The 13210-nt window shown below is 58.2% G+C and carries 11 protein-coding genes and 1 pseudogene; 10 read left to right on the top strand and 2 right to left on the bottom strand.

Annotated elements, in window-relative coordinates:
• Positions 1 to 22: 22 nt before the first annotated feature.
• Positions 23 to 484 carry an Lrp/AsnC family transcriptional regulator gene (locus tag AC4ANK_RS26365; RefSeq protein WP_002555556.1) on the bottom strand — a complete coding sequence of 154 codons (462 nt, stop codon included), beginning with the start codon at positions 482 to 484 and terminating at the stop codon, positions 23 to 25.
• A 10-nt stretch (positions 485 to 494) separates the two neighbouring features.
• On the bottom strand, positions 495 to 1562 hold the full coding sequence (locus AC4ANK_RS26360; protein WP_002555555.1) for an FUSC family protein: 1068 nt from the start codon (positions 1560 to 1562) through the stop codon (positions 495 to 497).
• A gap of 311 nt (positions 1563 to 1873) precedes the next feature.
• Here AC4ANK_RS26360 and AC4ANK_RS26355 point away from each other — a divergent pair, with 311 nt between their 5' ends.
• The 10 genes and pseudogenes from AC4ANK_RS26355 (at position 1874) to AC4ANK_RS26310 (ending at position 13039) form a co-directional block, all read left to right on the top strand.
• Positions 1874 to 2197, top strand: a complete 324-nt coding sequence (locus AC4ANK_RS26355) for a helix-turn-helix domain-containing protein (RefSeq protein WP_004654729.1) — start codon at positions 1874 to 1876, stop codon at positions 2195 to 2197.
• Positions 2197 to 3423, top strand: a complete 1227-nt coding sequence (locus AC4ANK_RS26350; protein WP_031596855.1) for a type II toxin-antitoxin system HipA family toxin — start codon at positions 2197 to 2199, stop codon at positions 3421 to 3423. Before AC4ANK_RS26355 ends, AC4ANK_RS26350 begins: the two co-directional genes overlap by 1 nt.
• A 269-nt stretch (positions 3424 to 3692) precedes the next feature.
• On the top strand, positions 3693 to 4988 hold the full coding sequence (locus AC4ANK_RS26345) for a M20 family metallopeptidase (RefSeq protein ID WP_031596857.1): 1296 nt from the start codon (positions 3693 to 3695) through the stop codon (positions 4986 to 4988).
• A gap of 117 nt (positions 4989 to 5105) precedes the next feature.
• Positions 5106 to 5609 (top strand): GNAT family N-acetyltransferase, encoded by a 504-nt coding sequence (locus AC4ANK_RS26340; protein WP_005735085.1) that lies wholly within the window; start codon positions 5106 to 5108, stop codon positions 5607 to 5609.
• A 327-nt stretch (positions 5610 to 5936) separates the two neighbouring features.
• Positions 5937 to 9977 (top strand): Pls/PosA family non-ribosomal peptide synthetase, encoded by a 4041-nt coding sequence (locus AC4ANK_RS26335; protein ID WP_460383704.1) that lies wholly within the window; start codon positions 5937 to 5939, stop codon positions 9975 to 9977.
• Positions 9974 to 10618: a 4'-phosphopantetheinyl transferase family protein gene (locus tag AC4ANK_RS26330; RefSeq protein ID WP_031596860.1), complete on the top strand. Its 645-nt coding sequence runs from the start codon at positions 9974 to 9976 to the stop codon at positions 10616 to 10618. The genes AC4ANK_RS26335 and AC4ANK_RS26330 overlap by 4 nt, the downstream gene beginning before the upstream one ends.
• A 107-nt stretch (positions 10619 to 10725) precedes the next feature.
• Entirely contained in the window at positions 10726 to 10977 is a 252-nt protein-coding gene (locus tag AC4ANK_RS26325) for a helix-turn-helix transcriptional regulator (RefSeq protein ID WP_004660081.1), read from the top strand.
• 15 nt (positions 10978 to 10992) lie between these two features.
• Positions 10993 to 11448, top strand: a pseudogene (locus AC4ANK_RS26320) (HipA domain-containing protein); the annotation flags it as partial.
• Positions 11449 to 11577: 129 nt separating this feature from the next.
• Complete coding sequence (locus AC4ANK_RS26315) at positions 11578 to 12414, top strand: AraC family transcriptional regulator (RefSeq protein WP_031596862.1); 837 nt, start codon at positions 11578 to 11580, stop codon at positions 12412 to 12414.
• Positions 12415 to 12463: 49 nt separating this feature from the next.
• Positions 12464 to 13039 carry a LysE family translocator gene (locus tag AC4ANK_RS26310; RefSeq protein ID WP_044423846.1) on the top strand — a complete coding sequence of 192 codons (576 nt, stop codon included), beginning with the start codon at positions 12464 to 12466 and terminating at the stop codon, positions 13037 to 13039.
• Positions 13040 to 13210: the final 171 nt, after the last annotated feature.

Raw genomic sequence — 13210 nt, 5'->3', positions numbered from 1 at the left:
GTTTCGTGCAGCTATGGCTTGCTTATACCGGCTGGCCGCGGTCGATCTTGCTGCTGAGGATGATCGATGTCGTGGTCTTCTCGACACCATCCACGCTGCCGATCAGGTCCAGTAGCTGGTCCAGTTGCTCGGGAGAGTCCGTGCGCAGCCAGGCGACATAATCGAACTCGCCACTGACCGCACATAACTGCTGCACCTGCGCCATGGCGCTGAGTCGGCGTAGCACTTCCTTGCCCGAACGAGGTTGCACGGTGATGCCGACATACGCCTGCAATCCGCCACTGACCACTCGCTGGCCAAGGCGCACGCCATAGCCGGTAATCACCTTGCTGCTTTCCAGGCGTGCCAGCCGGGAGGTGACGGTGGTACGGGCGATGCCCAGTTGACGGGCGAGCATGGCGACGCTTTCGCGTGCATTGATTTGCAGCGCTGCGATCAACTGTCGATCAATTTCGTCCAGCACGGGCGGGCGGGTATCGGGCACGGGTATTTCCTTAAAACTTCCAGCGTTTAGCGGTCTTGGCCAGGCGTGCCTGGAGCCCGTCCAGGTTCTGTGCCAGTTGCTGAGTCATCAAGTGATAGCCCATCAACTCGGCTGGAATGACCGGCTGCGTGGGAGCGCTTTCCGATGTGCGCACCAGACGCTCGGTTGCGCCGGTTTGCAGCGCGCGAGCCATGCCGATCAACTGACGACGTATCTGCCGGTAATCGTTATCCAGTGAAGTTTTAAACGACTCGCCCGCCACTTTATCCAGATCGGCAGGGCGAATATTGGCGAGAATCTCCAGGGTGCTCAGGCACATGCGGAAATGGCCTTGAATGGCGTCCAGCTCGACCATGGACATCTTCACTTCCTTGGAAACCGACGGCAGCAGCGAGCGCAATTGCAGCATCGTGGCGTTGAGCCTGGCGGTCAGCTTGAGATGCTCGTCAGCGGCGACCGGCTGGCCTTGCACGATGCGTCCATAGACCTTGGCGCAGTCACGCAAGCCACTGGCCAGGTTGTAGCGCCAGGAAAACACGGCATACAGTGGCAGCGCGAAGGAGAAGGCCAGCGCCAGCGCGATACCGATCAAAATATCTACGGTGCGCCACAACCCGTCACTGATCGGGTTGTAGCCATGACCGGCCACGATAAACAGCGTTATTGCCGACAGCAGCGCGGTGTAACCGCCTTTGCCGATAGCGTGATAAGCAAAAAAACCGCACATAACCGACATCATCGCGTAGGTCAGTAGCGGCATTTCCAGATAGCCCTGCTGGACCACCACGATCAGGCCAAGACCAGCTCCGATCAACGTTCCGTAGGCGCGCTCGACTGACTTTTTGCCGATATTGCCGTGGTGTTGCAAACCGCCGATGACGATCAGCATTGTCACCGACGCCCACTCGCCATGAGGCAGATTGAGGCCCGTGGTCAACAGAATCGTTACCAGCAAGCCCACCGCAATCCGCGCCGCGTGGATCAGCCGCGCATGCCGATAACGGCGATATGGGTCCAGCAGCGGACGCAGAACAGGGCGAAGCCAGGAGGGTATGAAAGCAGAGCGCGAATTCGTCATGCGTTAAGAGACCGCGAGGGTAGGGAAGAGATTCCCTGATTGGATGATGGCAGGTCTCAGTAAGCCACATTTTGAGAGGAGATGGGTGGTGTATGTTGGTGATCAGTGAACATGACATCGTGGATTCAAGCGGTAGTAATCACGATCTGAATTCAGTAAGGATGAAATCCAGCACTTTTTAAGATGCCTTTATATGAGGCTTTATGGTCATTAATGTGTGCTTTTATGATCTATTATCTACAGGTTCAAGCCTGCAAACGTGCTACTTTGTGATTCCTTGAACCCCCGCGCCTGCTCGCTGGTAACTGCTCATGAAAGCTTTTTTCCCCGTTCAATGCAGCGACACGCTGTTGCGGATTGCCCTGCTGGTAAAGCAGGCCCGGCTACAACAGGGCGTTCGGCAAGTGGATCTTGCCGAGCGGCTGGGCATTTCGCTGCGTACATTTCGACGCATCGAAGCAGGCAGCGCAGACGGCGTATCGCTGCGCGACTTCATGCTGGTGGTCTGGGGGCTGGGTGTGTCAGAGCGCTTGTTTCAGGGGCTGCGAGACGACGAGTCGTTTAGCGTCGAACAGCTTGAAGCGGCCGACCGCAAGCGCGTTCGCCTGCCCAGAAGCAAGCCGGAGGACTTCTGATGGCTCAGGCCTACATTTATATGGAGTGTCCTGTCAGCGGACAGACACTAACGCTGGGCAAATTGACGATCCAGTCCGGTGTCGGGACGTTTCAGTATTCACCTGATGCAGTGCAGGAGAACATCTGGGTGCCGGACCCCTTCAGGTATCCGTTGTCTGCGCGGGCCTATTCCGTGCCGAAAAATGGCGGTGTGCCGGGCTTTATCGATGACGCCATGCCCGATGGCTGGGGGGAGCGGTTGTTGCATCGGGTTGAAAAAGGCCCATTGGACCCGATACAGCTTTTGCTCAAATCTCCCAACAGCGACAGGGCGGGCAACATCATGGCCGGACTGGCTCGCACAGCACAGGACGGACTGGGCCAGACGCCCCCCAAAGCCCTGCATGCCAAGGGGCTTGATCATTTCATCGATGCCTGTGAAGCGATCTACGACAGCCAGCTTAGTGGTGAGCAATTAGAGGCGCTGAAAGTCAGGGATCAGCGATCCTCCGCTGGCGGCGCTCGTCCGAAGCGAACTTATCTGGGCGACAGAAAACTGATTCTGGCCAAGCCTCGCGATAAGTTCGATCACTATGACCTGCCCTCTGTGGAGCATGCCTGCATGACGTTCGCAGGGCTTAAAGGGCTTCAGGCGGCCAACACCTCTTTGTATCGCGGCGAGCGAATCAATACGCTTCTGGTCGAGCGCTTCGACCGCGTCTTTGATGAGCCGACCCGGCGCTTTCGCCGGCTGCCGATGCTCAGCGGTTTGACCTTGCTGGACGCCGAGTGGAAGGCTCGGACACACCCGGACTGGCAATATGCAGCACTTGCAGATGAGTTGTATCGCCGTGGTGCGCCAGACCAGGACCGACAGGAACTGTACCGACGCATGGCTTATAACGTACTGGTCGGTAACGCCGACGATCATCCTCGTAACCATGCCGTCATCTGGAAAGAAGGCGTCTGGAGGTTATCGCCGCTGTACGACGTACTGCCGATTCTGGACGAAGGGCCTGCTCAGGCACTCGCCATGTCAGTCGGTATAGAAGGGCCACGTCTTAACCGGGGCAACCTGCTCAGCCAGCACGCCCACTTTGCCCTGAACAAGGAAGAAGCCGAGGCAGCTCTTGATGAAGTGGCGGGCTGGGAAGCCGAGCTGCACGACTATTACAGTCAATTTCTGGCCGGTGCAGAGCTGGATGCTGCGGTCGATGCGACCAGTGCAGCGCGTTTGAAGCGCTAGTAGATCCAGAGATGTTCGGACATTGGATATGCCTTTGAGGTGAGCCGATTGTGCTGGCTATTCGGCTCACCGTCCAGACGTTGTTTCGGGCCAAAAAATTTCAACTACCGTTCGTCCGCCTTCATAGTGGTTCACTTGCTGGCGCAATGGAACCGTATCAGCCTTCCCGACACTTATGACGGCACAGCATCGCTCCTTGTGGGCAATCTGATGAGATCCCGGGCGCAATGCCCCGGTCATCACTAATGGCCAAGCGGAGTTTATCCTTCATGAAAAAAAGTATTTCCCTGCTCACGACTTTGTTTTTCTGCCATGGCGCATTGGCAGGAACGATGCTCGATGAACAGAGCATTACTTCGTACGTCGACAGTCACAGTGTCGAGCAGGTCGCGTTGCTTGAAAAACTGGTGAACATCAACAGCGGCACGGACAACGTGGACGGTGTCGTCAAGGTCGGTGATCTGATGAAGGCAGAGTTGGAAGCGCTGGGCTTCGATACCCGTTGGCACGAGTTGCCGGCAGGGATGAACCATGCCGGTAGCCTTGTCGCGGTGCATGACGGTAACAAGTCTGCGAAACGAATCTTGCTGATAGGCCATCTGGACACGGTGTTTCCGGCCACCAGCAAGTTTCAGGAGTATTCATTGATAGATGGCGGCAAAAAAGCCAAAGGCCCCGGAGTGATCGACGATAAGGGCGGCCTGGTCACCATTCTTTACGCCTTGCAGGCGCTGAAACACAGCGGCGCATTGCAGGACATGAATATCTCTGTGGTCCTGGTTGGTGACGAAGAGCTGGCGGCCAAGCCGACTGAAATTTCCAGAGAATGGCTGATTGCCGAAGCCAAAAGAAGTGACATAGCACTGGGCTTTGAATTCGCCTTGTCGCCCAATCAGTTAATCACCGAGCGCAGAGGATTGAGCGAATGGTTTTTGACCAGTACCGGCATAGACAAACACTCAGCGACTATTTTTCAGCCTGAAACCGGTTTCGGTGCGGTGTACGAGTCGGCCCGGGTGCTTGATGAAATTCGCTCCAAACTCTCCGGTGAGCAAGGCTTGACCATCAACCCTGGGCTCATTCTGGGCGGCGCCACAGCCCAGGAAGATGTACCAAACGGGCAAGGCACTGCCTCGGGGAGAAAAACCACAATCGCCAGAATAGTGTCCGTGCATGGCGACCTGCGGTTCAGCAGTGAAGAACAGCGAAGCTCTACCGAAGCCCGCCTGCAGGAAATAGCCAGTCACTCGCTGCCACAGACTCATAGCGAGTTGAAGATCAAGGCAATCATGCCGGTCATGGTTGATCGCGAAAGTAATCGCAAACTTCTGCAAGCCTACAGCAAGGTCAGCCAGGACCTTGATGGACCTTCACTGGAATCGGCTCCGTCAGCGGAAAGAGGCGGTGCCGATATTTCCTATGTGAACAAATATGTAACGGCGAGCCTGGACGGTCTTGGCGCGTGGGGGCAAGGTGCCCACAGCGAGAATGAAACCATCGATCTGGGTTCGCTGCCCGTGGTGACCAAACGCGCCGCGCTGTTCATCAGCCGCTATGGCAAATAGCTGTTCTTCAGCCGGGCGCTGAGCCCTGCCTGGCTGAAGAGCACAAGGCCGACGGCAGCACCTGATGCGTGTTGCCGTCCTCACCTGCAGTGTTGACCAGCCAAGGAGAAAAGCCAGATGGAATTTGATCTGCGGTTGTCGCATGACAACGATCTGGAGCAGTTGCAGCGTCTCTCTGCGCGGGCTCGCCAGCGGTATACGATCATTCCCTCTTTGGCTCATGTCGCCGAAAGCCCACCGCTGGGCGCAGACAGATTCGAAGCCTGCCGGGTCATGGTTGCTGTAGACAGGCATAGCGATGAAGTCATCGGTTTCGTAGCCATGCGCCTACTGGATGATTACTTATACCTGGACAATATCTCGGTCGAACTCCTTGCTTCAGGCAAGGGCGTTGGAAAAAGCCTGCTGTCGTCTGTCGTGGCATACGCGCATTTGCGTCGGGCTGATGCGGTAAGCCTGACAACATTTCGCGAACCACCCTGGAATGGCCCATGGTTTCGTCAGCATGGGTTCTGTCCGATGCCGACGGATTGTATTGGCGATGGGTTAAGGCGCGTCATGAAGCGTCAGTCGCAGACTTTCGATCCTGCGACGCGTGAGACCCTGTGGCGTCTGCTTTAACCCATGCCAAGTCATGGATGCAATCCACTTTAGCGAACTGCGCTTTCCTCATCGAGCTGCAAGGTCGATACATAAATGCCTTGTTGGCTATCCGCCATCTTCGTTTTGTTGTTCAAGATTCGTACAGCCAGTCTTTGCCATATTCGCCTTGCCAGCCTGTTCTTTCACCGCGGTGAGAGCTGCAGCGCTCCAGCCAAAATGTATCAAAACAGAAATATTGTGGACACCTTGTCACCACAAAATGCACGCCACTCGCTGATGCACCGGCTCTGACCCCATAACCAGAAATCTCAGGCATCTCCTTCAGACGAGCGAATATTTGCTGCCATGAATAACCTGAACCTGCTGCAGACCTGCCAGAACGAACAATCGGCGGACGTGATTTACGGTCCGATTCAACCTGAACTGCTGCGCGAGGAAGTGCTGGCCGATTTGCTGGAAGCCAGCGCCCGGCGCAATCCGCAGCAAGTGGCACTGATCTTCGGCGAGCACCGGATCAGTTATGGGGAGCTGGACCGGCAGGCTGATCAGGTGGCTTCTGCGCTGATCAAGGCTGGCGTAAGGCCTGGGCACATCGTTGGTCTGTGGCTACCGCGAGGCATTGAGCTTCTGGTGATGCAGGCCGGTATCGCCAAGGCGGGTGCCGCCTGGCTGCCTCTGGATCAGGACACTCCGGTGGAGCGTCTGCAAATATGCCTGGACGATGCCAGCGCAGTGGGGCTGGTGTCCTGCAACGCGCTGAGCCCGTTGCTGGCTGGTAGCGGTCTGAACGTATGGACGGCCGAAGCGCTGCTGACACAGACCGACGCAGCGTTGGTGCGCCGCAGTGGTGTGCTTCCCGATCATCCTGCGTACGTGATCTACACCTCCGGCTCCACCGGCAAGCCCAAGGGCATCCTGATTTCCCAGCGCAGCATCTGCCATTTCCTGCGCAGCGAAAACGCGGTACTCGGTATCTGCGCCAGCGACCGGGTCTACCAGGGCTTTTCCGTGGCATTCGACATGTCGTTCGAGGAAATCTGGATTGCCTATCTGGTGGGCGCAACGTTGTGGATAGGCCCAAAGGAAACCAGCGGAGACCCCGAAACCCTGCCACGTCTGCTGAACGAGCAGCGCATCAGCGTTTTGCACGCGGTGCCTACCTTGCTGGCGCTGTTCAGCGAAGACGTCCCCTGCCTGCGGGTGATCAATCTGGGCGGCGAGATGTGCCCTGAGTCGCTGGTCGACCGCTGGGCCACGCCGAACCGGCAAATGTTCAACACCTACGGGCCCACCGAAGCCACTGTGTCGGCGAGTCTGGCGCGGTTGTCGCGTGGTCGCCCGGTCTCGATTGGTACGCCGCTCCCCAATTATGGTCTGTTGGTAATCGCCAATGACCCAGCGGTCGGCAGCAGCCTGGCACCCAGCCTGCTGCCCCGTGGCGAAGTCGGCGAACTGTGCATCATTGGCCCCGGTCTGGCTGAAGGTTATCTGGGCAGACCGGATCTGACCCAGGAAAAATTCCTGCCTAACCCGTGGTCCACCGGCTATCACGATGCGCGCCTGTATCGAACCGGCGACCTTGCGCGGATCGACGATGAAGGACAAGTACAATGCCTGGGACGTGCCGATGATCAGGTGAAAATTCGTGGCTTTCGCGTCGAACTGGGCGAGATTGAAGCGCTGTTGGCGCAACAGCCCGGCGTAGGCACTGTTGCCGTCCTGTTGCGCAACGAGGGTGGCGTTGATCAGCTGATTGCTTATCTGGTTTGCGATACATCGACGGATTCCAAATTCACCAGCCAGTTGCGCAAGGTCTTGCAGGCCCGGTTGCCGTCGTACATGGTGCCGGGGCATTTCGAGTTGCTCGACAGCATGCCGCGTCTTACGTCCGGAAAAATCGATCGCAAAACACTCAAGGCCCGCCCGTTGACGGTTGATGCCGCGGGTGCTGGCGCAGAGTCCGACGTGGCTGAAACTGAAGGCGAAATCGCACTGTTTGCTGCGTTGGCCTCACTCTTTCCTGGCATGCCGATCCGCCGCGATGCGGACTTTTTCACCGATCTGGGCGGGCATTCCTTCTTTGCCGCTCGTTTGGCCTCGGCCTTGCGGGCGAACCCTCGCTTTGCACAAATCACCGTGCGCGACATTTACCAGCAACGCCGTATCGGCGCGATTGCCGAAGTGCTGGATCAAGCACCGCAAGAGATGGCTGCCCCGGTCGACTGGACGCCTCCGTCCGCGTGGCGTCGCTGGCGTTGCGGCGTGGCTCAGGCTCTGGCATTGCCGGTAATGGTCAGCCTGCGAATGACCCAGTGGCTCGCGCCGTTCTTTACCTACCACTTGCTTACCGGTTCGCCTGACGACTCAGTGGCTTTGGCAACTCTGGCTTCTATCTCGGTGTTTCTGATTGCCACCGTTCTGCAGTTTTTCATCGCGTGGGCGGCCAAATGGCTGATCGTTGGTCGCCTGAAGCCTGGAATATATCCATTGTGGGGCGTCACTTATTTTCGCTGGTGGGCCGCCGACCGTATGGTCGAGTCGGCACCGACTTACCTGTTGAGTGGTTCTTCGCTTTATCCCCTGTGGCTGCGCGCCCTGGGAGCAAAGATCGGTGAGGAAGTGATTATCGGCGGGGCCACGGTGCGGGCCCACGACCTGCTGGAAATCGGTGACGGGGTCAGCGTCGGCAACGGCGTGAGCTTCGAGAACGCACGCGTCGAGCGGGGTCAGCTGCATCTGGGACGTATCGCCTTGCAGGACAATGCCTGTGTCGGTTCCTACGTGATCATGGAGGGCAATACGGCTATCGGTCCGTGGGGGCATCTTGAGGCGCAATCGGCCATGGCCGACGGCCGGGAGGTTCCGGCGCGTCGTATCTGGCAGGGCTCACCTGCGCGTGATGTCGGCGCGTTCGACACGCTCGGCCAACCTGCGCGGCCTGTGACCAGCCCTGCGCGTTTGCGGGCAGAAAAACTGTTCTTCGTGTTCGGCGTTCTGCTGGTCGCGACGCTGTTCTTCATCCCGGTCTTCCCGACCTTTTTCCTGATCGACTGGTTCGACACGCAGAACGTCTTGCCATGGTTCGAGGGCAGCGGACCATCGGGACAACTGGCGCGCTATTTCCTGCTCGCGTTCCCGGCCAGTGCGGTGCTGATTGTCGCGACTGTTCTGGCCTCTGCCGCATTGCGCTGGATCGTCTTTCCACGTCTCAAGCCGGGTCGCTACGCGGTACACAGCAACACTTATTGCGCCAAGTGGCTGATCAGTCAGATTCAAGAGGCCAGCCTCAATGTGCTTTCCGGTATCTACGCCACGGTGTACTCGCCCTTCTGGTATCGACTGTTGGGTGCGAAAGTGGGGCGCGACGCCGAGATTTCCAGCGCACAGGGCGTCATCCCGGACATGCTGACCCTGGGCGATGAAACCTTTATCGCCGATGCGGTGATGCTGGGCGATGAGCGTATCGATGGCGGCTGGATGACCATGCAACCCACAGTCGTATCCAATCGCAGCTTTGTCGGCAACGGCGGTTACATTTCAGATGGCACGGTGCTGCCGGAAAACGTCCTGATCGGCGTCCATTCCTGCGCGCCGCACAACAGCAAAATGGTCGACGGCGGCACCTGGCTGGGCTCACCACCGATCCACCTGCCTGCCCGCGAGCAGGTGAGTGGCGCTCCCGAATCACTGACCTTCAAGCCTTCACCGCTGCGCCGCCTGGCCCGAGGACTGGTCGAAGGCGTGCGCATTGTCACCCCGCACGCGGTAGTGATCGCCGTTGGCTACACGGTCATGCTTGACCTGATGCCTCTCGCCGACGACGAGCGCTGGGGCGCGGTGCTGGCCTACCTTGCAGTGATCGGCGTGGCGTACAGCGTGGGTAACTTTCTGCTGATCGCGGCCCTGAAATGGCTGGTGATGGGCCGCTATCGCAAACGCGCAGACCCTATGTGGACACCATTCGTATGGCTCTCGGAAGGTATCACCAGCCTCTATGAAGGCATGGCCGCACCAAACTTCATGCGCTACCTGCGCGGTACTCCGTGGTTGCCGCTGGCCTTCAACCTGCTCGGCTGCAAGATTGGCCGAGGGGTTTACATGGACACAACCGACATCACCGAATTCGACTGCGTCAGCATCGGTGCAGATAGTGAGCTGAATGCCGGTGCCTGCCCGCAAACACACCTGTTCGAAGACCGGGTCATGAAGATTGATCACGTCAGCATCGGCGAGCGCGTGTACATGGGCCCACGTAGCGCCGTGCTCTATAGCGCCGTAGTCGGCAACGATGCGCACCTTGGCCCACTGCCCCTGGTGATGAAAGGCGAGCATATCCCCGCGTGCAGTCGCTGGGCCGGCTGCCCGGCGGTACCTGACAGGGCATGAAACGCGGGGCGAGCTGGGCATTCGATGAAGATGGCCGGCTCGCCCCTCCAGAGTCCTTCCCTCGGCAGAATGTATTGCTGGTCAGATGCGTCACCAGGCCAGGCTGTGCAAGAGATGAGGCCAGAAACCGCATTCGGGCTTGCGTGCGAACCGCCGTGGAGCAGTGGCTCGAATTGCCATCGGAAGCGATCACGTTCATCAGCGCCCCAGGTCTCGCGCCGCGATTGATGATCGACGGCCTGCCGGAGCCCGGTTTTTCCATCAGCCACGAAGCTGGATTCTCTCTGGCTGCGGTCAATCTCAACGGAGCGGTGGGTGTGGACTTGATGCAGGTCCAGCCTGTACCGGACTGGCAGGTTATTGCGCGGGATTATCTCGGGCCAGATGTAGGTGCGCGACTGCGGGATGTTTCCGAGACGATGCGCCCGGTCGCGTTTGCCAGGGCCTGGTGTGAGCGAGAAGCGTTTTTGAAACTGCATGGGCGTGAGTTGGGGGAATGGATAGAGGTGGGGCAGTTGGAGGGCGTGGGCATCGAGGTTGAATTGGGGACGAATATGGTTGGGGTAGTGGCTTTGAAATGGCCTCGATATGTAGCTCTGAGCCGCCAGGCCTCATCTGACTCTGTAATAGCGTTTCAATAAATCCGCTAGCCGGTGCCGCGACTCAAAGCCCCGTTCACACATCAGTTTGATTTATTCGAAGGTTAGGTATACGTTACATTTAATCTAATTTGTTATGTATACGGAACATGGACTATTCCCTCATCACAACGCGTCTTGGCGAGCAGATTCGGCAGCGCCGCCTCAATCGAGGGCTTACGCAAGCCAGGCTCGCCGCGATGGCAGCCGTCACCCGGCAAAAGATAATCGCCGTAGAAAAAGGTGACCTCTCAGTAGGTATGACGGCCTATGCGCGCGTGCTCGGGGCGCTGGATTGTGAGCTCTCGGTCATACCCGCTGTCATGCCTACACTGGATGAAATTGAGGGAGTATTCGACTGATGATGACCACGCTGCAAGAGCTACTCCGCTATCGCCAAAGCAATCCGCCTGTTCTGTGCCCCCGACCAGGTACAGGACTCATTGGCCCAGCTATTCGCCATCGTGACCCTGAGCTGTATTGTCGGCAACGGCGACGCCCACCTGAAAAACTTCGGTCTGCTGTATTCCAACCCCACCCAACGAGATGCACGGCTCGCTCCAGCTTACGACATCGTCAACACCACGGCTTACATCCCCGAGGACGTGTTGGCACTGGATCTGCTCGGCAACAAGTCGCTATTCGCCTCGCGGCAGGGCCTACTGGATTTCGCCCAGATCTGTGATGTGACACGTCCAGAGGAGGTGATTTCCGGACAACTTCAGGCACTGGAGCAAGTACTGGCGCGTTCGGTTGAGCTGAACGAGCAGGCGCCGGAGGTCATCGCTGCGGTCAGGCGATGTGCTGAGCCGTTTATGAGAACCTTTGGGTAGCAAGCCGTTGGGCTTCGTGTCGCTACCTTTGGCAACTGCAATTCCAACAGACAGATGAATGCACGAATGTTCTAGACTCACCTTCCGACGTCAGCGATAACCAATCGCTTTCATCGATTCAGGTGTTTTATGCCTTCCACACACTGGATAGACCTCGCTCGCGACCTTGATACGGGCATCGAGACGCTGCACGCGCACTTTCAGGGGCATGCCTATGATCCCCATTGGCATGACAGCTATCTGGTGGGCGTTACCCGGCAAGGTGTGCAGCAGTTCAATTGCCGCCGTCAGCGCCATGCCAGCACGCCCGGGCAGGTGTTCACACTGGAACCGGGGGAAATTCATGATGGCAATGCCCCGTGCGCCGAAGGGTTCACCTATCAGATGCTGTACCTGGACCCGCATTGGCTGAGCCGGGAGCTCAGTGGGTTGTTCGAACAGGCTCCCGACCAGCATCTGCCTTCTTTCGCCAACACCCTGCAAACCGAATCACGGCTGGCTCACGCGGTCACGTTCGCTTTCACGGCGCTGCATCAAAAAGAACTACGCATCGTTCGTCAAAGCGCGTTGGATGAATTACTGGCGCAGCTCATTGATAGGGTGCAATGGCGACGCATGACCGATCCCGATCCGCGCTTGCCGCAGGTGGCCTTGCGGGCGAGGGATTATCTGCACGCGCATCTGCATCAGGACGTGGGCATGAACGAGTTGGCAGCTGTTTGTAGCGTTGACCGCTTTCGCCTGACGCGGGCGTTCAAGGCGACCTTTGGCCTGCCACCTCATGCATATCTGGTACAACTGCGCCTGGCCAAGGCCCGTCGAATGCTGGCAGCCGGAATCTGGCCCGCTCAGGTGGCCAGCGATCTGGGCTTTGCTGACCAAAGCCATCTGGGCCGCTGGTTCAGGCGCGCTTACGGACTTAGCCCGGCGGCCTATCGCTTGCGCTGCTCAAACCTTCCAGACTGATCCTGTGGTATGTCGCAGCATGGGCGTTTTCAGCCCTGGATTGCCGATTATGCTGCCTTTCATTCTGTTCGCCTTCGTCGCCTCGATTACCCCCGGCCCCACCAACATCCTGGTATTAAGCAACGGTGCCCGCTTCGGCTGGCGCGCCGTCGTACCGTTGATTCTGGGAGCCTGCACCGGCGCTGCACTGTTGGTGTTGCTCGTTGGCATGGGGGTCGGCCACTCATTGCTCGCGATCCCCAATGCTCAGCGCGTCATGGCATGGGTCGGCGTGCTGTGGCTAACCTGGCTGGCCTGGAAGATAGGTGCCGGCCCGACCGACTCAATCGAGCGGCAAAACAGTCTGCCGATGGGCTTTATCGGTGGCGCAGCACTGCAATTAGTAAATCCCAAGACCTGGGTCATGGCGCTGGCGGTAGTCAGTGTGTTCAGCCAGAGCAACCCGGTGTCTTACCTGGCGCTGGTGTTCTTTCTGATCTCGTTGCCCTGCTTAGGCTGCTGGGCGCTGATGGGCGCAGGCTCGTCCCGCTGGCTCACATCGCCTTGGCGAGTGCAGTGGGTGAATCGAGTGCTGGCGGTTTTATTGCTGCTGGCGGCGTGGATCGGTTTTATGGACAGTGTCTGAGCGCGTGCGGCCTGGGTTGGCGGTGGGTACGCGAGGAGTCGGCTTAATTTCAAAAGCTGATCTTGTCGAGCCAACTCGACTATTTGCTTGTGACGTGAGCTTTGCTCTTCAGCTTGCTGGTTTGCTCTGCGGTCGTCATCTCTTTTCACCACAGAGCGTGTATGGCGTCAG

The organism is Pseudomonas sp. Pmew2 (assembly GCF_058129885.1).
Note: the sequence above shows the minus strand (reverse complement) of the source record. Positions and strands in the feature narration are given on the sequence as shown.

Excerpts from the sequence above, each read along its gene's own strand:
- AC4ANK_RS26360 (WP_002555555.1), bottom strand. The coding sequence starts at position 1,562 with ATGACGAATTCGCGCTCTGCTTTCATACCCTCCTGGCTTCGCCCTGTT.
- AC4ANK_RS26355 (WP_004654729.1), top strand. The coding sequence starts at position 1,874 with ATGAAAGCTTTTTTCCCCGTTCAATGCAGCGACACGCTGTTGCGGATT.
- AC4ANK_RS26350 (WP_031596855.1), top strand. The coding sequence starts at position 2,197 with ATGGCTCAGGCCTACATTTATATGGAGTGTCCTGTCAGCGGACAGACA.
- AC4ANK_RS26345 (WP_031596857.1), top strand. The coding sequence starts at position 3,693 with ATGAAAAAAAGTATTTCCCTGCTCACGACTTTGTTTTTCTGCCATGGC.
- AC4ANK_RS26340 (WP_005735085.1), top strand. The coding sequence starts at position 5,106 with ATGGAATTTGATCTGCGGTTGTCGCATGACAACGATCTGGAGCAGTTG.
- AC4ANK_RS26335 (WP_460383704.1), top strand. The coding sequence starts at position 5,937 with ATGAATAACCTGAACCTGCTGCAGACCTGCCAGAACGAACAATCGGCG.
- AC4ANK_RS26330 (WP_031596860.1), top strand. The coding sequence starts at position 9,974 with ATGAAACGCGGGGCGAGCTGGGCATTCGATGAAGATGGCCGGCTCGCC.
- AC4ANK_RS26325 (WP_004660081.1), top strand. The coding sequence starts at position 10,726 with ATGGACTATTCCCTCATCACAACGCGTCTTGGCGAGCAGATTCGGCAG.
- AC4ANK_RS26315 (WP_031596862.1), top strand. The coding sequence starts at position 11,578 with ATGCCTTCCACACACTGGATAGACCTCGCTCGCGACCTTGATACGGGC.
- AC4ANK_RS26310 (WP_044423846.1), top strand. The coding sequence starts at position 12,464 with ATGCTGCCTTTCATTCTGTTCGCCTTCGTCGCCTCGATTACCCCCGGC.